This window comes from Indolivaga macrotermitis (genome assembly GCF_900128985.1).
Taxonomy (GTDB): Bacteria; Bacteroidota; Bacteroidia; order Bacteroidales; family Dysgonomonadaceae; genus Dysgonomonas_A; species Dysgonomonas_A macrotermitis.
The window spans coordinates 140,485-164,329 of record NZ_FQUC01000003.1 but is presented as its reverse complement, the minus strand read 5'-3'; the positions used below and the strand labels follow the sequence as shown (position 1 = coordinate 164,329).

16 protein-coding genes are annotated in these 23,845 nt (G+C 37.2%); 11 read left to right on the top strand and 5 right to left on the bottom strand.

Going from position 1 to position 23,845, the window contains the following annotated elements:
- Positions 1 to 108: 108 nt before the first annotated feature.
- The 5 genes from BUC12_RS06285 (at position 109) to BUC12_RS06265 (ending at position 4,532) form a co-directional block, all read left to right on the top strand.
- Positions 109 to 1,815, top strand: coding sequence for an RHS repeat domain-containing protein (locus BUC12_RS06285; RefSeq protein ID WP_062177425.1), 1,707 nt, complete (start codon positions 109 to 111; stop codon positions 1,813 to 1,815).
- A gap of 1 nt (position 1,816) precedes the next feature.
- Entirely contained in the window at positions 1,817 to 2,503 is a 687-nt protein-coding gene (locus BUC12_RS06280; protein ID WP_062177421.1) for a hypothetical protein, read from the top strand.
- A gap of 108 nt (positions 2,504 to 2,611) precedes the next feature.
- The gene (locus tag BUC12_RS06275; RefSeq protein WP_062177417.1) at positions 2,612 to 2,977 is read left to right on the top strand and encodes a hypothetical protein; all 366 of its coding nucleotides are present in this window, start codon (positions 2,612 to 2,614) and stop codon (positions 2,975 to 2,977) included.
- A gap of 11 nt (positions 2,978 to 2,988) precedes the next feature.
- A complete protein-coding gene (locus BUC12_RS06270; RefSeq protein ID WP_062177416.1) occupies positions 2,989 to 3,675 on the top strand; it encodes a hypothetical protein in 687 nt (228 codons plus the stop codon).
- Positions 3,676 to 3,797: 122 nt separating this feature from the next.
- Positions 3,798 to 4,532, top strand: a complete 735-nt coding sequence (locus BUC12_RS06265) for a hypothetical protein (RefSeq protein WP_062177413.1) — start codon at positions 3,798 to 3,800, stop codon at positions 4,530 to 4,532.
- A 448-nt stretch (positions 4,533 to 4,980) separates the two neighbouring features.
- Here BUC12_RS06265 and BUC12_RS06260 read toward each other — a convergent pair whose 3' ends face one another.
- The 4 genes from BUC12_RS06260 to BUC12_RS06245 form a co-directional block, all read right to left on the bottom strand.
- Complete coding sequence (locus tag BUC12_RS06260; RefSeq protein WP_062177412.1) at positions 4,981 to 5,367, bottom strand: group III truncated hemoglobin; 387 nt, start codon at positions 5,365 to 5,367, stop codon at positions 4,981 to 4,983.
- A 221-nt stretch (positions 5,368 to 5,588) separates the two neighbouring features.
- On the bottom strand, positions 5,589 to 6,539 hold the full coding sequence (locus tag BUC12_RS06255; RefSeq protein ID WP_062177407.1) for a hypothetical protein: 951 nt from the start codon (positions 6,537 to 6,539) through the stop codon (positions 5,589 to 5,591).
- Positions 6,540 to 6,548: 9 nt separating this feature from the next.
- Positions 6,549 to 7,502, bottom strand: coding sequence for a hypothetical protein (locus tag BUC12_RS06250; RefSeq protein WP_062177405.1), 954 nt, complete (start codon positions 7,500 to 7,502; stop codon positions 6,549 to 6,551).
- A 14-nt stretch (positions 7,503 to 7,516) separates the two neighbouring features.
- Positions 7,517 to 8,455, bottom strand: coding sequence for a hypothetical protein (locus BUC12_RS06245; RefSeq protein ID WP_062177402.1), 939 nt, complete (start codon positions 8,453 to 8,455; stop codon positions 7,517 to 7,519).
- Between the two features lie 475 nt (positions 8,456 to 8,930).
- Here BUC12_RS06245 and BUC12_RS06240 point away from each other — a divergent pair, with 475 nt between their 5' ends.
- Positions 8,931 to 9,902 (top strand): helix-turn-helix domain-containing protein, encoded by a 972-nt coding sequence (locus BUC12_RS06240; protein ID WP_157257503.1) that lies wholly within the window; start codon positions 8,931 to 8,933, stop codon positions 9,900 to 9,902.
- A gap of 131 nt (positions 9,903 to 10,033) precedes the next feature.
- Here the strand turns inward: BUC12_RS06240 and BUC12_RS06235 are convergent, their stop codons facing one another.
- A complete protein-coding gene (locus BUC12_RS06235; RefSeq protein WP_062177396.1) occupies positions 10,034 to 14,056 on the bottom strand; it encodes a hybrid sensor histidine kinase/response regulator transcription factor in 4,023 nt (1,340 codons plus the stop codon).
- A 307-nt stretch (positions 14,057 to 14,363) separates the two neighbouring features.
- On the opposite strand from BUC12_RS06235, the gene BUC12_RS06230 reads away from it, so the two are divergent.
- The 5 genes from BUC12_RS06230 to BUC12_RS06210 all read left to right on the top strand — a co-directional run bounded on the left by BUC12_RS06230 (position 14,364) and on the right by BUC12_RS06210 (position 23,843).
- Positions 14,364 to 17,372 carry a SusC/RagA family TonB-linked outer membrane protein gene (locus BUC12_RS06230; protein WP_062177393.1) on the top strand — a complete coding sequence of 1,003 codons (3,009 nt, stop codon included), beginning with the start codon at positions 14,364 to 14,366 and terminating at the stop codon, positions 17,370 to 17,372.
- 20 nt (positions 17,373 to 17,392) lie between these two features.
- Positions 17,393 to 18,952, top strand: coding sequence for a RagB/SusD family nutrient uptake outer membrane protein (locus BUC12_RS06225; RefSeq protein ID WP_062177389.1), 1,560 nt, complete (start codon positions 17,393 to 17,395; stop codon positions 18,950 to 18,952).
- A gap of 66 nt (positions 18,953 to 19,018) precedes the next feature.
- Positions 19,019 to 19,972: a glycoside hydrolase family 43 protein gene (locus tag BUC12_RS06220; RefSeq protein ID WP_062177385.1), complete on the top strand. Its 954-nt coding sequence runs from the start codon at positions 19,019 to 19,021 to the stop codon at positions 19,970 to 19,972.
- A 12-nt stretch (positions 19,973 to 19,984) separates the two neighbouring features.
- The gene (locus tag BUC12_RS06215; RefSeq protein WP_070808560.1) at positions 19,985 to 21,676 is read left to right on the top strand and encodes a sialidase family protein; all 1,692 of its coding nucleotides are present in this window, start codon (positions 19,985 to 19,987) and stop codon (positions 21,674 to 21,676) included.
- Between the two features lie 151 nt (positions 21,677 to 21,827).
- Positions 21,828 to 23,843 (top strand): hypothetical protein, encoded by a 2,016-nt coding sequence (locus tag BUC12_RS06210; protein WP_062177381.1) that lies wholly within the window; start codon positions 21,828 to 21,830, stop codon positions 23,841 to 23,843.
- The last annotated feature ends 2 nt before the right edge of the window (positions 23,844 to 23,845 follow it).

The following is a 23,845-nucleotide window of genomic DNA, read 5'->3' as shown; positions in this document are numbered from 1 at the left end:
CACCGACTAACAAAGGATTTAACGGCAGGGCCTTTAGTTACTCTTGCCCAAAATACGTATGACGATCTGGGACGCTTAAAGTCGACTGTAACCAATAATCAAAGTGCATTGACTACTAAATATACTTACAACGTACGTTCGTGGACAAATACCATTACCAATACCCATTTCTCGCAGACACTGACCTACAACCTGAACGGAAATATCGGTACTCAGCAATGGACACAGAATGGTAAAACGCGCAAGTATGCTTTTACATATGATAATATTTCGCGACTGAAGGCGGCGAATTATACGGGGGACGGGAATTTCTCGACTGGCTATTCGTATGATGCACATGGGAATGTAATTAAGCTTACCAGATATGGGATTACTGCTTCGGGGGTTAGTGACCAGATTATTGATAACCTGACCTTCAACTACGATGGTACGGGTAACCAGTTGAAATATATAGCTGATGCGGGACCGAATGTGGGCTTAAGTACTATTGCCGACTTCAAAGAATTTAGTGAGGTTACTACATCCGAATTTACCTATAATAAAAACGGTGCAATACACATAGACCTAAACAAGGGGCAAACGGTTAATTATAATTCTCTGAACCTGCCTCAGGAGATGCTTATAAACAATACTTCTGCCAGGGGAAAAACGTATTATACGTATACGGCGACGGGAGCAAAGTTAAGGGTTAAACACCTGTCGGATCCGACTTTGATGGTTACGCCGGTGAAGGGGACAGCGGAGGATGCCAGTTATAGAGTACAGACTTCGACAGATTATGCGGGGAATAAAATCTATGAGAATGAGACTTTAAGTAAAATTCTGACGGATAATGGTTATATTGAGGATAGTAATTATTATTTTTACATTAAAGACCACTTGGGGAATAACCGTATTGTGGCGAATGCGGCGGGAACGGTTGTTCAGAGGAACAGCTTTTATCCGTTCGGGATGACTTATGGGGAGGAGTCGGATCTTGAGCAGGGGAAACAGCCTTACAAATACAACGGTAAGGAGCTGGATAAGATGCATGGGCTGAATTGGTATGATTATGAGGCTAGGTATATGGATCCGGCTACAATAAGGTTTACCAGTGTTGATCCAATGGCGGAGAAGTATTATAGTTGGTCTCCTTATGCATATGTAGGTAATAATCCAATGAGATTTATTGATCCTACCGGAATGATTTGGGATGATCCAAATGTAGCATACAAACTAAAAAATAAAATCGATAAGAAAATCGAATCTTTAAAGAAAGATATCGCAGACAATCAAGCAAGCTTGAATAAAGGAGGACATAGTGCAAAAAAGATTGCCAAACTAGAAGATAAAATATCTGATGCTAAAAGCCGTATTAGTAACTTAAATGTCAGCAAAGGAGATATTGATAAACTAGGAGCAGACCAAAATAATATCTATGCTTTAAGTAGTATTTCTGGAGGAGAGCATAAGGTACGGCAAGGAAGTGATGGTAAAATTTATATTGAAACATCTTCTGATGCCTTATCAATACATGAGATTGCACATGTGCGCCAATCTTTGGATGCAGGAGGGTTAAAGTTCTCACCTAATGGAGAACTGAAAAATTCTGGGATTGGAATAAAAGGAATTTCAAATATGGAGATTGAAGCTTATCAGAAACAATACTCTTTAGACGAATCTTTTCCCGGGAGACTCAACGGTAGAGCAATACAGGGTATTGATGTTCATTCTGTCGGTAACATTACAGACGATAAAGGGAGACGTGTTTATGAAATTATTTATCAATATTCAGAAGCAATTAAAAAAGCGATAAAAGTTAATCAGAAGAAATGATATGATGCGAAAAAATATTTTTATAATACTTGTTATAATGTTTTTTAGTAAAACCTACTCTCAAAAAAAGATAGAAGGGAAATACTATAAAGAATCTGGAAGTTATATAGAAATCAATAATGATTATTTCAAGATTATACTTCCGAATAGTGCATCAAATGGTATATATTCCGAAATAAGAACAGAAGGGAGAATACAACAAATAGATAATAATTTTCTTGAACTAAATTCATTAAAAGATCCATTTATAGAAGCTACAAGGAACCTTGAAATTATAAGAAAACCAGATAGAGAGCTCTCAAATGATAGTTTGAAAATAAAATTCTTTCTACCATATACAAATGGTATACTAAGAATAACAATTTACACAGAAATATCTAAAACATTTAGTTTCAACTATTCTAAGGATAATAAAGAATGTACAATCCCATTTATTGGAGGAAATATATCATTTTTAATCCGTCCTGATTATATTCTTCCTCATACAGCAGAAGGTTTATTTTATGGTATATTAGAATATAATACTTTAGACTTTTTTTTAGAAAAAGATATTAATAATATTGAAGTCAATATACCAACCATAGATGATTCTTTTTTTGAAAAATACTATATTAAAGGAGATTATGCCCGAATAGTGAATGATAGCATCATTTGGAAAGGTGAAATTTATCGGAAATCAGACAAGTAAAATATGACCATAGCAACATATCAGATTTGATTATTTAGTTATAAAAATACCCTGAATCCCATAAAGAAGCACGAAGATGAAGGTTACTAACAATCAGATTTTAAAAGAATGAGTAAAAACGACAAAATACAATTAGTTCTATCAATCATAGGGTTTATTTTTATCGTTACAATACTGACTATAGCATTCCGATCAAAATGGCACGAAGATAAGATGTTGGAAGCGGGTTCTATTCATGCAGATGCTATTATAATCAATATTTTTAGTTCAAGGGGTAAGCCTGTTATAGGCTATACATATACTGTAAATGGTAATGTATATAAACGAAATACCAGATATAAGTATCCTGGTGGAGTAAGTATCGGGGATACCTGCGAAATTATTTATGCTACTGAAGATCCTTCAATTAGTAAACTATTGGAGGATAGTAATGAGTATATAATAATAAGACCCAAAGCAGGAAATACTTATTAGATAAATAAAAAATGAAAAAGATCACTATATTACTAATAATGTTTTGCCAGATTTGTTTATTGTCTTTTGGGCAAAAAAATATATATGGGATTTATTCTAATGAATCAGGAGCAGATGTTTTAATAACAAAAGATAAATTCTACCTGATCATACCATCCAACCACAATCCCGTATGGTATAATGATACATTGGCAGAGTGCACCTATAATAAAGTTGCTACTAACTTCATCGAGTTGAACTCAATCCCTCTAAATATTATTGCTCTACAAAAGACTAAAATTATTCAATCTATAGATCCTCAGATTGAAGATAGTATCAGAATATCTTTTTCTATACCATATAACAATGGTAATCTAATCATTGAGATATATACTAATGAAAATAAAATATTCAATTTAAATTACAAAGCGAATAGTCATTCTGACTTAATGTTACCAAATACTACAAGAACAATAATGTTTACGATAGCTCCTGAGAAAAGTGTACTTTCACATACTCCTGATGGCTTATTTTACGGTGCATTGTTTTATTCATCTATAGAGTATAGTATAGAAAAGAATATTAATTGTATCGACATAAACATACCAACTATAGATAACTCTTTTTTTGAAAAATACTATATTAAAGGAGATTATGCCCGAATAGTTAATGATAGCATTATTTGGAAAGGCGAAATTTATAAAAAATCTTCTGAGTAAATATCACATAGCTACACCAACAGAAAAGGCAAAGCCTATATATGATTTTACAATAACGAAAGATGGCAAATTTTCATGGAAAGCAACTTTTGATGACGAAGTTGAACCTAAATAAAAACGTTATGAAATATGTATTTCTATGTTTTGCTATTGTGTTTCTCTGCTCGGCTCAATTTCCGAAGGGATACATTAGTTATCAAACATTTGATGAATACACTTTGAATGGAGTTACTTTTTCCTCAGAAGGGCAGAAAGTCCCCTATGTTCTTGTAAAAAAAGAGAAAGATTCCATTTTTATCATGTTCTCTTATCAAAGACATTCAGTTCCAATAAAATATATAAATAGAGGTAACTATTGGTATAATATTAGAATAGAGGATAACTATTGCGAACCCGGATTTAAATGTGAAATACCTTTTAACAGATGCCTGGAGAAATATATCTATAATGATACTATCTTATCTTATGGATATTACAAAGACTTCATTACGAATACAGAACTAACATTAGGGCGAGATATTACAATTGAAACCCAAAAGGTCAAAATCTGGCTATTGTTTGATAATAGTGTATATATTGATTCCGAGAATAAGTTCCAGTCTATAAAATCAATTGCCGACAATTATAAATCAAATTTTCCTTATCCGGCAAAAGAATATCAACCTAAATATCACAAGTCTTATCATAAAGAAATACGGCAAGACACTCTTTTTATCTATGAAAATGATAGCACCGGTAATTATAAAAACAGCTGCTTATACGATATAAGAAAGCTCAACAGTTTAGGGGAATTCGATTTGCAAAAAGGAGAAAGTATAATCTATGAGTTGGATAATTTAATAAACCAATGTAAATAAAAGGATTATATTATTATATCTTAGGAGAAATAATAAACTGATCTATATTTTATCTATACCAAAACACAAAAAGAATAGAAAAATAAAAATATAAAATAAGTGTTACTTTTGTCACCTTTGTAACTTTCCAGAGAGTAAACCACTGAAGTAAAGCAGAATAAAAAGGTGACAACAGTGACACTCACGGAGGTGACATGTATACCTTTTTGTAACGGATGTTACCTTTTACATCAAAGACCACTTGGGGAATAACCGTATTGTGGCTAATGTGTCAGGAACGGTTGTTCAGAGGAACAGCTTTTATCCGTTCGGGATGGCTTACGGGGAGGAGTCGGATAATGAGCAGATTAGACCTTCCCTTTCATTATGTATGATGAGGATATGTTAGCATATCTTTTGAATATCCACGTTTGAGTAAATAGGTGTGTTTTCTCTAAAAACTGAAGGACTACTTCTTTGGATTTTCTCGAATATATTTTAGCTTCTTCTGAAATACATCCGAAATCTTATAGGCGCGATCTTTAGCCTCATCTGCGACAGGGCCTACGAAAAGATGGTCTACTGTTTCAGTAAAAAGACTGAGCCAACGATCAAAGTGTTCTTTATTTATTGGTAATTGCGCGTGTGGTGGAAAAGGGAATCCCGTATAAGTCCGCTCTCCTAATAATAGTCCTTGCCAGAAAGAATATAATTTAGTCAAATGTTCCGGCCAATGATTTTGTATTTTTTCATGGAATATAGGCCCGATGAAATTGTCTTTCCTAACCTTGCCATAAAATAGATTAACCATCTTCTTTATATCGTTTATATCCTCTATATCTTTAGTTGGACTCATATTCACTACTATAATTAAGAGTTAGTAATATCTCAACCAAAGATAGGTATTTATCCCACATGCACCTCTATGTTTCCGACAGTCTCTTTTTTTTATCGATTCATTATTTAGTTATATCCTTCTTATATCTAAGTCTTTTAGCTTAGTCTTATACAAGTAGTTTCAGGTATCCTTATCCGTTGATTTACCAAATATTCCATAGATATACAAAGTCTTGTATCTTATGGAGCCGTAACAACATCGCCCAACCTGAGTATATATAAGTAAGTACCTTTATCGGAAAAAAAGAACCCGTCCGTTTCTTTGCCTCCAGAAGTCGTCAGGTAATCACCTGCAACCCCTACACCCAAGTCGACCTTCCACACTACTTTTTTATCCAGTACAGATACATGAATGAATGATTTACCGTGCATAGAGTTCAGCCCTGTACCATGATAAGCATTCGAATGTGATCTGCTACCAGGAGGATTGGAAGTAGGAAAATCCATATAGTAAGAAGAATTGGTACATGTCGAAGAAATAGATTTATACGGTATTACTTCATATGAGAATGCAATATAATATACTCCCGGTTCGAATACAACACGGCAAACCGCAGGTATTTTTGTTGAATCATAGTCCAGTTTTACCTTTCCATTGGTATAGTTCAAACCTTCGTCGAGTAATACGTTTTTTGCCGATCCCATCTCTATTCCAGCCAATAAGTCTTTCATCCCGGTATATTCTTTTGAGCCGACTGTTATTTTATCCCGGGCTCTCAATGGATAGATAACAGATTGTGGAACTCCTATCTTGGTCAATACCTCATTGATTGTTTTCCGGAGTTCCTCCTGCCCCAGAAAATCAAGCCATTCTCCGGTTTGTTCTGCCCAATAATAATACCTGTTGGCTTTTACCGAATCTGTTTTTGATGTATTCGCATCTTCTACATTGTAAACTAAAAGTCCGTTAGCCGGATCGGCAATAGTGGTTATATCTTTTGTCCCTTTGAGTTTAACTCTGGGTCCCAGAAATCCTTTGTCTTTATCCAAGCTCTTCAATTCCAATATTGCACTGGGATGGGGAGGCTCAGGCTCCCCTATTCCGATAAGCACCTGAGCCGATAATACTGAGGGCAAAAAGCCCTGAATTCCGATATAAAGTATAAATATTGAAAGGTATTTATTCATCATCGTTTTATCTTATTTTATTTCTCCTTGTTTGCATATATAAAGGAAGGTACCATCGTTGGCAAGTCCGAATCCCGTTGGTACAACCCCATTATTTATGGCTGTACAATTACCCGACTGCCCCACTCCCAAGCTTACAGTCCACTTTATAATTCCGTCACCAGTTTCATCGATCAAAGCAGTTGCATAACTTATATATCCTCCATGATTAGAGTAAATCTTATCCCTGTGATAACAGGTAGAGTGTATCCTTGCCCTGTCTTCACCTATGACAATTCTTTCGGGTATGGGAAAATCCATAAAATAGGACGAGATAGTACAATTTGCAGGTGGAACGGACGGCGGTGATACTGTTAACGGGAAAAATTCGTATACGAATAATATCGTATATACTCCGGGCTTAAATGATATTTCGGAAGTGGTTTGGTTCAGAGTCACAGCTCCTTGTGAAAAATTGACTACCTGCGATAGTGGTACATTCTGTTTTGAGCCTATTGCCTTACCGGCAAGAAAGTTCTTACACCCCGTTATCTGGGGATGATCTATATGGAGATTATCTTTTCCATTCAGTTTGAACAAAGCAACTCCGGGAATCTCCATTTTTGTGATAATTTTACGGATAGTATCATTCAACTCCACGGTATTTACAAATTCCATCCACTGGTTTTCTGCCCAGTAATAATATTTATTAGCATATACATTGTTCTTTTTATCCGGCAGGTCTGTATTTTTAAGATTGTATACAAGTAAGCCTGTTATTGGGTCTGTTACTGGAGCCGGATCTATTCTTGATTTGAGTTCGACTCTGGGTCCTAAGAATCCCCAATTATTTCCCCTCAATTCCAGTAAGGCACTGGGATCCGGAGGAACCCCTTCCCCTATTGTTACCTGTGCCAAGCTAAAGAACGGATGTACCAATAACAGGCATAGCAATGATAATATTGTTGTTTCAGAATATTTTTTCATAATGGCATTTTTTATTACTGATGATTATCCGGATCAAAATCCCCTATTCTCGATATATATAGATATGTGCTACGGTTAGGAATCGAGTAATTGTCTCTCCTGGCACATGCACCTGTACCATTGGCTGCGAATTTTACCTCCCATTCGGTTTTTTCATAAATCACGGTCACATAGTTTATCGTATTTCCGTGATCGACATAATTTTTGGTACCATTGATTGCGGCTCCCGAATCTATTCTGGCAGTATTGTTCTGTATATTTCCATTGGATAGCATTATATGAGAAGGGAATTCCATATAATAGAATAGAGAGGTGCAAGTACGAGGCTTATCATTTATCGGTATCAGTTCATACGAGAAGCTTATATCATATATTCCCGGTTCAAAGCTTATTATAGATGAATTTCCCGATCTTCGCATCGTAACCATACCATCTGTTTGGTTGACTTGTTCTTTCAGGGGTAGAGCCATCGGATTGGTTGCAAAAGGGTTATTAATCCCTCTCATATTAAAAAATACATCTGTATAAATTTTTTCCGTGCCGTCAAGAGAGAATATAGCCGGACGGGGAACTCCCATACCAGAAAAGACTTCTTCGATATTTTCTTCGATATTGAACCAGTCTAATACTTCAGACCATTGTGTACCCGACCAGTAATAATATTTGTTGCTACTCACCCGCTCGGATAAGACAATCTCTTCGGGCGAATCGGTAGTATTAAAAACTAGAAGACCTGCGGCCGGCTTTTTTACAACCGAAGTATCATATATATCTTCCAGTTCCACATCCGGTCCTTTAAATCCCAGGTTATTATTTTCGGACTTAAGTTCAAGAACTGCACTTTTATCGGGAGCGTCATGAGAACCAATAGTAACCTGCGATTTCACACTATTAATGGATACTAATAGAAATATAATAAAACAATATTTCTTATTTAACTTTAGTAACTTCATTGCTATATATTGATGTGATAAGTTACATTAATCTTGTTCGGAAAGAACATCACAAATGTAGCTCATAAGAGGAAAGAAGAATGTTTCACTTTGTGGAATCCTGACTCTATATGATTGTTTCATTAACTTAAAAAGATGTCATATCAGTTTACCTTAACAGTAGAAATGATCTGATATGACACAATCGGCTTAATCTGCCTACAAGGATTTACAGCATATCCTTGTGTCATAAAAAGTCACTAGCGAACTAAACCTAACTCAAATTGACAATTTTACTCATTGGTAAGTATTGTATTTTTATCCAATTTCATTTAATTTACATTACTTTTTATTCAGAAAAGGAAGATGTTTAGGTTTCTAACTTTATATGGTATTCTTGTCTCAAATTGAAACATTTATATTTAATTTTGTTTCGGACGATATTAACCAAACTAATCCTCCCTGCTTCGTTTCGGAGGATTTTAATCATAATACTATGGAGAAAACTTTAAATGATATTATTGTCTCGACAATACACAGTCATATTCCGGAAAATGTTAGTCCAGTGCATATATTAACCGAATTATTAAATCTGAGTAAGGAATCTGTTTACCGGAGATTGAGAGGTCAGATACCCTTTACATTTATAGAAATTATTGAGATTTCCAGACATTTCGGATTTTCGGTTGAAGAAATTATTAATCAGAAATATTGTAATCTCGAAAAAGGCTTCGAGAAAGATAACCAATCTGAGTGGCAGGATTCTGATATTACAAACTGCCAGTTATTCAGCGGAAATATAGAGCTATATAAGAACCTTCAGAAAGCTCAAAAATCGAATTCTTTTATTGTATCGACCCGTATCCCTGTTTTTTTCACCATGTCTTTTAACCGGATTACTACATTTTATTTGTATAAGATGACACATCAGTTGAAGGATGTTCCCTTTGACTTCTACTTTTCAGACTTTGAAGTAATTGAAGAGACCGCTTCTCTACGCCAGCAATTTATCTATCATTATAACCGGATAAAAAATCTTACTATTTTGATAGATAAGAATTGCTTTCAGAACGTAATAAACGAGATAAATTATTTTTATGAAAGGAATCTACTTTCCGCAGAAGACAGGGCTTTGTTGAAGGAAGAGCTCTTCCTTGTATTAGATCTTGTAGAACAGGTTGCCCGAAAAGGATATAATGACTATAATACAAAAGTAGACCTGTTTGTATCATCTCTGGGGGTTGAAGCCAATTATGCATATTATCAATTCGATAATAATACGCTATCATATTGCTGGACATATGGATTCAATAACTTAACAGTTAACAATGATGGGAATACAACAAGAATATACCGCAAGTGGTTTGATTCCCTAAAAAAATATTCGACCTATATAACCAGATGTAATCATAAACAAAGTTCTGAATTCGTTAAATTCCAGAGAGATACAATCGAATCAATGTCATAGTGGTATATAAAAAACATCTTGCTATTTTGCATAATGGGCTCCAGTCTGTATATTCCCTAGGTGGGCAGCCGGATGATCATTAGTATAGTTTTAGGCACATACTTTGAGTTATTTTGGAGAGATGGAAAACCTTACCATTCTTCTCCGGAATCATTGTTTGTATATTTACTTATAAATTCTTTCGGCAGCATATTATAGGTCTTCTGGAATACTTTAGTGAAATAGGACGCCGAATTGAATCCAACATGGAAAGCAACTTCATTAATCCTCATGTCTGTTTCCAATAAAAGCTTGCATGCTTTTCTTAACCTGTAATTTCTGAGATAATCTCCCGGTGTAACACCACTGATTGTCTTCAATTTTCGTTGAAGATTGGAACGACTGATATTAAATATATCCGTCAGAGATTCTACCGAGAAGTTTTCTTCTGAAATATGTTTCTCTATTTCTTCATTTAGACGATTCAAGAAAAGCTCGTCATGTTTATTGCTTACAAGATTGGAGTAAGAAGCTAGCGGTGAGCGGTTGAAAGCATCAAGTATGGCTTTTCTGTTTTCGAGCAGACTCAATATTTGCGCTCTTAAATACGATATTGAGAAAGGTTTTTCGATAAACACATCGGCTCCCGATAACAGACCATCCACTTTTACGGCATTTTCTGTTTTGGCTGATAGTAGAATAATAGGAATATGACTGTAACTAAGTTCTGATTTCAGCTTCTTAGTGAAGGATATACCATCTATTCCGGGCATCATGATGTCAGAAATAATAATATCATAACTGTTTTCTTCCAATAGCAGCAAGGCGTCCACCGCATTTAAAGCAGTATCTATTGTATATTCGTTCTTCAACGAGTTTTTAATGAAGTCCGACATCTCGGGATTATCCTCTACTATGAGGATATTGTACTTGCGGTCATTCTGAGTATCCGAAATTCTTGAAGGCGTGAACATCGGAAGAGTTTGTTCTTCATAATTCTCACTCAAAGGCTTCTGCTCAATATCCGAAAAAGTAAAAATAAATATTGTGCCTGTATTTTTTCCATCAACTACATCGATTTGTCCTCCCATAACTTCCGTGAGGTTTTTGACTAGGGCCAGCCCTAACCCTGTACCCACTTTTCCGTCATCGGCCTGCACCTGATAGAAAGGATCGAAGATTAATTTTTTATGTGCATCGGATATTCCCCGGCCATTGTCTTCTACCATAATCGTATATGAATTGTCATAGTTCTTGAAAAGCGACAGTTCTATTTTATTCTTAGTGTATTTAAGGGCGTTTGTTAATAGATTACCCACAATCTTAGTGAGTGCATCGGCATCGGAATAAATATAAATATCCTTATCCTGTGGTAAATTTAAACTGAAATCTATTTCTTTCCGTTGTGCTGTTTTTTTAAAGCGGTCATATAGTTCGCTGATATGCTCATATAGATTAATCTTTTCCGGATTGAGAACATATTTTGTAGAATCCATTTTGCGGAAATCGAGTAATTGATTGATAAGTACAGTCAGGCGGTCACAGTTTTTCTCTATAATAGAAAGATTTTGCTTTGTGTCGTTACTTCCTTCATGGGTGTTAATAACTTCTTCCAATGGGGCGGTTATAAGGCTCAGAGGGGTACGGACTTCATGAGCAATAGTTGTAAAGAAATCTATTTTGGACTTGAAAGCCAGAGTTTCCTGCTCAGTCTTGAAAGCTTCAAGTTGCTGTTGCTGCCTTTTTACATTCTTCTTCCAATAATATGAAATTAAAGCATAGGCGAAGGCGAGTAAGAGAGCCAAGTAAATAATTTTTGCAGGCAATGAAAGCCAGAATGGAGGAAGTATTTCTATTTCTATTTCCGTACCTGTTTCGTTCCAAAGCCCGTCATTATTTGAAGCTTTTACCTTGAATAGGTATTTTCCGGGAGAGAGGTTAACATATGTAACGCTTTTATTATTACCTACATAATTCCAATCGCTGTCCACACCTTCTAGTCTATAAGCATACAGGTTTTTTGCCTGTGTGATGTAGCTTAAACTGACATAATTTATAGTGAACGAAGATCTGTTATAAGGTAATTCTATTGTTTCTTTTTTGTTGAGTTTGGTTTGTACTTGATGATTGAGTTCGAAATCCTGATTCCCCAAAATATTTATATGGGTAATCTCTACCGGAGGTGAAATGGTATTTCTGATCTGACTCAGGTTTTGAGGATAAAATGAACTGAAACCGTTAATCCCACCAAAATAGAATTTTCCGTTTTTAGCTTTATAACTTGATTTGTAATTAAACTGATTACTTTGCAGCCCGTCTTCTTTATTGTATAGTCTGAATTTTTCAGGTTCTGTTATATTGAAGCAGATTAGTCCCTTATTGGAACTGATCCACCAGTTGCCGTTTGCATCGTCAAGTATTCCGTAGGTCACGTTGTTGGGTAGTCCATCTGTTTCGGAAATGTTTTTAAAGTTATCAGTTTTATAATCGTAAATAAAAATACCGCGTCCTTCGCTCGAAAAAAGCATCTTTTTCTGACTGTCGATGTATATGTCAGTAAGTTTACTTCCTACAATAGGGTTATTTACGTTCTGAATAGTGTCGTAATGCACCCATTTGTTTACAGTGGCATCGAGTTTCATTGCTCCTGAGCCATAAGTTGCGAGCCATAGATTGCCATGATCATCTTCTTCGATATCATAGATAAACCCCGAAACTTCTTCGATACGTATAAATTTTTTGCTGATGCGGTCATACTTATTTAACCCAACAGGAGTTCCGGCATAGATATCTCCTTTTCGTGTTTTGTAAAGTGAAAAAATGCAATCATCATCTATCGTCTGACGGTCTTCCCTACTGTATCGAAAATTGGAAAGATGCTTTGTCTTCGTATTATAAACGTCTATACCTCGGGAGAAAGTTCCGATCCAGAGATTATCGCCGTCTAATAACAAAGCGTGAGTATTGTGATAAGATGTATGTATAGGTTGGGTGATTTTTTTCGTTTTTGTATTGAAATAGTTTATACCTCCGTCTTCCGTTGCAATCCAGAGATTCGAGTATTGATCTTCGCAAAACTGACTGACTGCTTTTCCCGATAATGTTCCCTCCGGAATGTTCGGATAATAAGTCTCGATACTCAGCATAGACGGATTGAGATAATTTACTCCACCAAAATAAGTTCCTATCCATATTCCTCCTTCCTTGTCTTTTGCTATAGAGTACACATTCTGATCGCTGAGGCTGTACTGTATATGTGGGATATCTATTCTTTTAGTAGTCTTGTGTTCCGTATTGAAAAGGTATAGTCCATCATCGGATCCTATCAGTAAATTAGTGTTATCGTACTGAAATACAGACCGAATATGTGTTACATATTGATCACTGTTCTGAGAATCAAGATAAGAAGTATAGCTATTAGATTGCTTATTATAGAGACGGAGTCCTCCCGACCATGTACCCAACCACAAATCACCGCTTTTATCTTCGAATATATATAAGACTTCATGTTCTGAACTCTCCGAGAAAGTACATAGCCCTTTTACCGGATCAAGTTTTTCGGTATCGGAATTATATCTCAGCAATCCCACTCGTGTTCCAATCCATATATTACCCGAAGCATCACCGTATATAGACCATGTTGCATTCGCTCCAAGGTCGAACCCGTTTACTTCGACTTTTTTTAGTTTTTGATTTGCGACATCGAGTATGAATATTCCCTGAAACATGGTTCCTATCCAGATATTTCCTTTCTGATCGGAATAGATAGAATTTACGGCCGTAGTAACTTCTCCGTTATCGACTGTTTTGTAATTCATTTTGGTGAAAGTTTCCTCTACAGTATCCATAATGTATAACCCGGCATCTGTCCCGATATACAATTGAGAATCTTGTCCCTCGATAATGCAACGAATGAAATTGTTTCCTATCGATTGTGTATTTTTCGCATTTTTTCTGAATATACGAAAATTGTTTCCGTCATAACGGTTTAGCCCATCTTTAGTTCCAAACCACATGAAACCTTTCGAATCCTGTAAAATACAATAAACGGCATTCTCGGATAAACCGTCATTCACCTGAATTTTTCTGAAATGAAAATCCGAATTTTCCTGAGAATATAAGGTTATACCTATTAAAAAAAATAAGATTAATATAGAAGATTTGAGACTTTTCATGGACTTAGAAGTTTTCACAATTAAAGTTAAGTTATAAAACAGGTAATAAATACCATTCTTGAAAACAATTTATGGTAAAAAATAATCAACTCCTGTTACTTTTCGGTCAAATTGTACTACTGACCGGATTTTACCATCTTTTAATTAAAATATGTACCAAATATATATCGCTTCGCCGCTATTTTTGAGCAGACTTTTTTCAGAAGCCCAACATCGCACATAGAAAGTACAAAGATATGTACAACTTTAGTTAAAGGCTGGATTAAAGAATGAGTTAACCTAATTTTTAAAACCAAAAATCAAAAACATGTTAAAGAAAATCGTTTTTCTACTGTTTGTATTTTGTTCCATGTTGGTTTATGGGCAAGAAGTAGAGGTGAAAGGACGTGTCGTGGACACTTCTAATGAACCCTTGCCGGGCGTAAGTGTCATCATTAAAGGAACGAGCAAAGGAACGGTAACAGATCTGGATGGTAATTATTCAACTTTTGCTTCCAGAAATCAGACTTTGGTATTCTCTTTTACCGGAATGTTACCGCAAGAAGTGGTATACACCGGTCAATCTTCTATTAATGTTACTTTAAAAGATAACAATAGACTGCTCGAAGAGGTCGTTGTTATTGGTTATCAGACTATCAAGAAAGCAGACCTTACAGGCGCTGTGGCTGTATTCAATACAGATCAGATGAAGAATACGACTGTTATGGGTACTGTTGGTGACGCTTTGGGTACACTTCCGGGTTTGACGGTACGTACCGCAGGTGCGCCGGGAAGTGAAGGAAAGGTTGAAATACGTGGTACGGGTACGTTCGGATCGAGTACACCTCTTTATGTAGTAGACGGTGTTGTATCGGGCGCTAACCGTGATTTCAACTTCAACGATATCGAAAGTATTCAGGTATTAAAGGATGCTTCTGCTGCCGCGATCTACGGATCACGTGCGGGTAACGGTGTGATTATCATTACTACAAAACAAGGGAAAGAGGGTAAGATGAAGATAGATGTATCGTCGCGCCTTACCTGGCAATGGCTTCCTAAATACAATCTGACAGGACGTGACCAATGGATCAAACTAAATGACATGGCATTTGCTAATGCAATCAGTGACGGAAATCCTGATGTAAAAGGACTGGCTAATCACTTCGATGGAAACACCGACTGGCAAAAAGAGGTATTCAAGACAGGTTTGGTACAGGATCATAATATATCATTCTCGGGTGGAGCGAAGGATAACCGGTATTTTATTTCGGGTAACTATCAGAACAATTCGGGCGCTACTATCGGAACGAAGAGTGAGCGTTTTACTTTGCGTACCAATACATCGGCAAGCCGTAATTTTACCGATAATGTTGTTTTCAGAGTGGGTGAGAATATAACTTTCAGCCACTTCTCGGTTGATGAACTGCAAACAAATCCGGTACTCGATGTATTTCGTATGCTTCCTACCATTTCCGTACACGACCCTAATAATGAAGCGAAAGGTGGTTATGGCTATGGCGATGGTTCAAGGGATGTTACATTCGGTGTAAACCCTTTTGCACGCGAAGATTTTGAAGAAACAACGAACAGCAATCTACGCTTGAGAGGAAATGCTTATACTGAGTTGGAAGCTTTCAAGATGTTGAAATACCGCTTCAACTTCGGATTTGATTTCAGTAGTGACAAGCACAGTTATCTGCGCAAAGCAGGATCATGGACCTATAACCAGCCTATCGATCCTACTCAATTGAATAAAAATCAGGCTCAGTCACAGTCTTTAGTATTCGATAATACTTTAGAATTCAATAAGACATTTGGTAAACACGATATCTCTGCAGTTTTAGGTATGAGTTATCAGACTTCAAACTACGAACAGCTTTGGGGTACGAAGAATAATATACTTATGAATGGTAGTAGTTACTTCTACCAACTGGATGCCGGACTGACAAATCCTAAAACTTCAAGTTTTAAAAATCTTGAGAAATTATACTCGGTTTTCGGGCGTGTAAATTATAATTTCGATGAAAGATATCTGTTCAGTTTCACTATGAGGCGTGACGAGTCTTCCAAATTCAACCCAAATGATAGAGTAGGTTATTTTCCATCAGTATCAGCGGGATGGAGGATCAGCAATGAGAAATTCTTTAATGTAGACTGGATCAATGATCTGAAAATCAGAGCTAACTACGGTATGTTAGGAACTTCTAATATCGGAGAATGGGATTGGGTATCATTCATTAATCTTTTCCCGCAAGCTGTTTTCGGAGATCAGGTGCAAACAGGTATGACACAGGTAAAACTGGCGAATGCTAATTTGAAGTGGGAAAAAATGAGCCAATTGAATCTTGGTTTCGACGCTACTATTTTGAATAACAGACTCGATTTGTCGTTCGATTATTTTCTCAAAGACACAAAAGACGTACTTACCCCGATGAAAATTCTTTATATCACGGGAAACAACGGAGGCGACCCTTATGTAAATGCAGCATCGTTACGCAATACAGGAATTGAGATCTCAACTACATGGAGAGATCACATCGGTAAAGATTTTTCATACAGTATTAATGTGAACGCCTCTTTCTTGAAAAATAAAATCAGGAGTTTAGGCTATGATATGGAAGAGTTTAACCAATGGGATACAAAATCGGTTAAAGGAAAACCTATCGGTGAGTGGTATTTGCTAAAGACTGATGGACTATTCAAGTCGATGGATGAAGTAAATGCGCATGTTAACAGCGAAGGAAAAGTTATTCAACCTAAAGCTAAACCCGGGGACATTCGCTTTGTAGACACAAACGGCGATGGTCAGATAACAGATGCGGACAGACAACATTGCGGTTCTTCTATTCCGAAGTTTGAGTTAGGAATGAACTGGGGATTCCAATATAAGAATTTCGATTTGCAGTTGCAATTTACAGGAGCTTTCGGTCACAAGGTATTTAACGGTCCTCGTAGCGCATACGACAGATTCGACGATAACTCTACTTACCGTGCCGATTATGATCCTTGGACACCTGAGAATCCGAATGCGAAAGACCCTCGTCCGTTATATGCCGATTCACGTAATGCTATCGGTAATCAGGATCGCTGGCTCGAAAATGGAAATTATCTGAGAGTAAAACAGTTGGCTTTAGGTTATAATCTACCTAAGTCGGTACTTGGGGATATATTCAGTAATATACGTGTATATATTAATGCTCAAAATTTGATAACATTTACTTCATACACAGGACTCGATCCCGAATTCCTGAATACCAGTATCTGGGATAGGAGTTATGACGGAGGAGCATTCCCGAATCCAAGAGGATTTACAGCTGGAGCTCAGATATCATTCTAATTATTAAACTTCAAGAAACAATGAAAAAATACATATATATATTATTGGCAGCACTCATGGTGAGCAGTTGCGATGTAGATGTAGAAAATCCGAATACGAGTACTGTACCTACCTTCTGGAAAAGCGAAGCTGATGCACAATACGGAGTAAATGCCGTTTACAATATGTTCTACAAACCGGGTACATACAGCCGTTGGTTGTGGTTCCGTTTAGATCTCACCTCTGACGAAGGCTTTAGCCAGAGTCCGTGGGCAGAACTTAAGGAATGGACTCAGTTCAAATATAATAATTACAATTTCTGGGATGGTAATGCGTGGACTTACCGTGATTGTTATGAAGCGATCTTTAGGGCGAATCAGGTATTGACTTATGTACCGGAGATTGAATTCAGCGATGAGAATAATAAGAACCGGATATTAGGTCAGGCTCACTTCCTGCGCGGGCTCTATTACTATAATCTTGCTTTACTATGGGGTAGCAGCAATAAGAGCTTAGGGATTGTATTCGAACCGTCTACACCCGATATTCGTCCCGAAGGACATACCGGAACAGAAGTTTATGAACAAGCGATTGCCGATTTGACCGAAGCACAAAAATTGTTACCCGAATCGTGGAGCGGTACAGACAAAGGCCGTGCAACAAAGGGTGCTGCATTGGCACAGAGAGCTAAATGTTATATGCAGTTGCACCGATGGGATGAAGCGAAAGCCGATTTGAACTGGTTGGTAGAAGGCGACGGAAAGAAATATTATAATTTGGTTCCCGATTATTTCGACAATTTTAATCATTATAATGAAAATAATGTGGAGTCGGTATTTGAAATTCAATATTCGGATGCAAATGTTGGTGGTGACGGCGATTTTGATCAGGATCCGAACTTAGGGCTTAATCGCGGACAATTCTTTGCCCCTCCGGGAATCGGTTGGAATGACGGAGAACTCAGACCTTGGCTGGTGACAGAGTTGAAGAAAGAAAAGAATCTGGATGGTGAATATGATATTCGCTTGAAATATACTGCATTCTATGAAGGAATGGAAAAGGATTTTGCGGATAACGATAAGATTTACGGTGAAACTAGTAATAACGATACTTGGTCGAGAGATAACTGGAAAGGACGTGTGTTTTTCCGTAAATACTGTACTTCTTATTACAGAACCTTTGATGACTATTACAATCCTATCAATGTCCGTCTGATACGTTATGCTGATGTACTGCTTATGTATGCCGAATGTATAGCAGAAACAGGAGGAAACATCTCCGAAGCAGTAGCTTTAGTAGACAGGGTAAGAGCCCGCGTAAATATGCCTCCATTGAGCAAGAACCATGCCTCTGCAACAAGCAGTAAAGAAGCATTCCTGAAACGCTTACAGATGGAAAGAGTAACGGAACTGGCTTCGGAAGGTGTACGTTGGGCTGACATCAAACGCTGGGGATTGGTGGATAACCAAGTGGGTATAGATGAGCTGAAATCACGTGATGTGGACTTTGATAATTTTGTAATCGGTAAACACAATGTTCTTCCTATTGCATCAGACGAAGTAAACAATAATCCAAACATAGAACAGAATCCAAATTATTAAGATCATGAAATCCCTTTCACCTTCTTTTTGATAAGGGGTGAAGGGGATTCTTTTAAAAGCTAAAAAATGAAATCTTACAATCTCTTAATGATACTTGTAGTTCTTGCTAGCCTGATATCCTGTAAGAACAACGAAAAGAACGAAATAGTACTCCCTAAATATCCTGTTACATTGGGCGACCCTTTTATTATGCTTTACGATAATGTATATTATGCATACGGGACTAATGCCGATGACGGGATAGAAGTTTACACATCAGACGATCTGCTCAGTTGGAAAAAAGCTTCCAATCTGGCATTACGGAAACAGGACTCTTGGGCTGACCGTTGGTACTGGGCTCCCGAAGTATACTATATAAAAGAAAAGAATAAATTCTTTATGTATTATTCTGCCGACGAACACATTTGTGTAGCTACATCGGATTCTCCTTTAGGTCCTTTTGCGCAGGATGTAAAAGAACCGCAGTTAGCAGACGAAAAGTGTATTGACAATTCTCTATTTATTGATAGTGACGGTAAACCATATCTGTATTTCGACAGGTTCAACGACGGGCTGAATATATGGGTGGCAGAACTTGAAGATGATCTGAAAACAATCAGACAATCTACAATGACCAAATGTATCAATGTATCTCAACCTTGGGAAGAAGTATGGCCCCGCGTGAATGAAGGACCTTATGTGTTGAAGCACAAGGAAAAATATTACATGACTTATTCGGGTAATAGTTACGAAAGCCCTTTCTACGGGATAGGATATGCTACGGCAGATTCGCCGATGGGACCTTGGACTAAGTACGATAAAAACCCGATCGTACAGAAACCCGACAGCCTTGTCGGTACAGGCCATAGTGCTATGTTCACAGATAAGAATGGCAAGCTGCGGATCGTTTTCCATGCACATAATAATCCTAATAATATTCATCCTCGACTGATGTATATAGCAGATGTACGTTTCTCGGACGATGCAGTTCCTGTAATGTCGATCACAGGTGAGATAATAAAACCGGTAATAGCATACTAAAGATTCGGAATAATGATAAAGCTTATAAATACTTTCATCATAGTACTCTTTGTCTCTCTATCTTGTGAAGTTAGTGATAAAGAAAGTAGTATTCAATTGTCACGGGGAGAATCTATCGATGGTATAAGGATTGCTTGGGACTTCAGTTCTATCCAAAGGATTGCCGATAAAGGAGGTTATCCCCGTTTGTTGAGGTTGCAGGATTCTTCTGTTATTGTTGTATATGAAGACCGGGAAGGTAACTTCAAATATAAGCGAAGTTATGATGAAGGTATTTCATGGAGCGATCCGGTGACAGCATTTTCCCGTTTTGAGTATACCGATAAAAATGGAAAATCGGTGATGGTAAATATTGCAAATTCCGAAATTATACAGTTGAAAAATGGAGATATTATAATCGGATGTAACTATCGCCCTGCCGAAGCGGAAGTAGCACCTTATTCGATAGCAATACGCAGAAGTACGGATAATGGCGAAACGTGGACGGAACCGCAGATACTATATGATGCCGCGCCCCGTTTTCACGATGGATGTTGGGAGCCTTCTTTTCTTCAACTTCCCGATGGAGAATTACAGGTCTATTTTGCCAATGAAAACCCGTATCAGAAATCCGACGAACAAGAAATATCCATGCTCAATTCTTCCGATAACGGGATTACATGGACGAGAATTCCTAAGACAGTATCGTTCCGTAAAGACAGGCGTGACGGTATGCCTGTGTCACGGCTTATTAATGATGAGATAGTGGCTGTGATTGAAGATAATAATATAGACCGCTTCAAGCCTTATACAGTCAGAACGAAGATTTCGGATAACTGGTCTGCTCCCGTTTTAGGAGATTCACCACAAAGGGAATACGCCCTCACCGAAAGAATTGCCGACTCGGCTTATCTGGGTGCCCCTTATTTGTTGAAGCTGCCGACAGGTGAAACTGTGATTTCTTATCAGACCAACGAGAATCGAGATCCGGATTGGGAACTGTCGACAATGGAAGTTGCGATTGGAGATAAAACAGCCCGCAATTTCGGAAAACGTACGCAGCCTTTTGATGTGCCATTGGGGAAAGAAGCGAAGTGGAACTCCCTCGCACTCTGGAACAATCATACTGTTGTTGCGGTATCATCTACCAATTTTGCTTCAGAACATCCGGCTCCATATATAATCAAAGGGTATATTATTCCCGAAATTATAAGCACGAGTAAAGATGCAAATAGTTATCCAATATTTATCGGTTCGAAAGGAGAAACCAATTTGAGAGCTGATATAAGCGATAACCAAGAGTCATTAACCATAAAATGTAAAGTTAAAGACAGACAGCTTTATCATGAAGATGCTTCCAACAGAAAATCAGATGGAGTTTATATTTATATAGATGCCGGTAATTCATTATCTGAAAAACTCAATGGGAATGTTTACAGGCTATGGAGTGATTATAAAGGAGTGTTTAAACTTTGGAAATATAATAAAGAGAGTTGGGAAACTATTTCAGGTGATGTAGTAGAAGTAACTTCTGTGATTACAGAAGACGGTTATGATCTTGTTCTTAATTTCCCAAAACAAAACTTTACACAATTACACAACAAAGATATTCGATTGAATATTGAGCTTTCAGCCTACAACGGTAAAGATTCGGGATATACCGAAGCTGTTGCAAACAGCGATATATCTGAAACCGGTTCTTGGTTGAAAGTGAATTTAAAGTGAGTTCTTTTAAATTATACATTAGTTATAAGTAGGGGTTGACCTGTGTGTCGACCCGATAAATATCGGTAGAGACGAGGCTCTGCTTCGCCTGATAATGGCTAGAACAAAGCCCTACCCTTACAATTATCAGCAATTATTAAAAACAAAAAATATGAAGAAGTATCTTTTTTTATTGATGTGCAGCGTACTGGGATATTCAGGTATATCTGCTGCTGAAACACCCTTGGGATTAGAGAATAATATAAGTATAAAATCGCCCGGAAATCCGGCTGTAACTTACAGTTTGCAAGAAAACAATGGTATATTGAAGTCACAGACGGAATTACCTCTGGAAATAAGACAAACTCAGTCGACTAGCGGTAATGTTACGAAAGTAACGGTTACTCTTACAGCAAAAGATATAGTGTACTACAACTTTGAACAGATATACAGTTTAGCAGGAGTAAAGCACAACGATTGCCAATTCTATATGCCCGGATTCTGGTACCACCGCAATCTTCGCTCACCGGAGGAAGCTCCTTCTTTTCATACTTCGGACAGTTGGCAGGTGAGAGAAGACAGATTGAGTGCGCCGCTTACAGGTATTTACAATGACAAAACCGGTGATTATTACACAGTCTTGAGAGTTGATAAATTTGAAAACGAAAGCCTGACACCCCATAATTTCGGGGAAACAATTCTTACCGATAAAACATCGTTGGGATTTACTGGTTTCCGTAATATAAACGGACAATCAGCTTTGGTATTTGGATTTCCTTATCACGAAGCTCCGAAAACTTATATCCGAAAACTTACTCTAAACCCTCCTATACAGGCTTTTGAAAAACTCGAAAAAGGAGAAAGCCGTCAACTGGTATGGGAAATACGCAAAGGGAATGCAAAGGACTATTCCGGATTTGTTGCAGATATATGGAATTACTCGTACGATACGTTCAAACCTCAACAGGTAGCAACTGCTTATGATACTGCTTTAGCAAAAGAAATATTGTCTAACTTCTTCACTGAAAGCTATGTTGATAAGTCCGACTTGAAATATTTCTCAGGAGTACATATGCGTACGGATGATTGCAAGAGTACAGGTTCGGTAGAAGTCGGATTTGTAGGACGTGTATTATTGAACGCCTTCAATGCTCTTGAATACGGAGAGGAAACCAACAATGCCGGTTTAGTACAAAAAGCAAATTCTATATTCGACAGTTATTTGAAACATGGTTTTACTCCGAATGGATTTATCAGAGAATTTGTAGATTATACTCACAATACCGAAACTGATATTTACAGTATCCGCCGTCAGTCGGAAGGTGTATTTGCCATCCTTAATTATCTGGATTATGAAAAGAAAAAAGGGAGAAGTCATCCCGAATGGGAATCTAAGATAAAAACAGTTTTGGATAATATTCTGAAATTACAAGGAAGTGACGGCAGTTTTCCTCGTAAATTTGATGATAATTCGAAAGTTTCGGATAAATCGGGAGGAAGCACACCTTCTGCAACACTCCCTTTGACTATGGCTTACACTTATTTTAATAATAAATCGTATCTGGAAAGTGCCAAACAGACGGCCGTATATCTTGAAAAAGAATTAATCTCTAAATCTGACTATTTTTCTTCTACCCTCGACTCTAATTGTGAGGATAAAGAAGCTTCCTTATATGCTTCTACAGCCATGTATTATTTGTCTATGGTAACAAAAGGTAAAGAGCGTGAGCACTATATAGATATGGCTAAAACAGCAGCATATTTTTGCCTGTCGTGGTACTATGTATGGGATTTACCATTCGCACAAGGGCAAATGCTGGGTGATGTAGGTTTTAAATCGAGAGGCTGGGGAAATGTATCTGTCGAAAACAACCATATCGATGTGTTTATCTTCGAATTTGCAACGGTTCTCGATTGGCTTGCCAAGGAAAGAAACGAACCCCGTTTTGCTGACTTCTCATCGGTGATAAAAACCTCTATGCTTCAACTGATGCCTGTAAAAGGTCATATGTTCGATATCGGAAAAGTAGGATATTATCCCGAAGTAGTTCAGCATACCAATTGGGATTATGGCAAAAACGGAAAAGGTTTCTATAACGATATTTTCGCTCCGGGATGGACAGTGGCTTCACTTTGGCAGATGTTGAGCCCACAGCGGGTTGAAAAATATTTTAATTACAAAAAATAAAG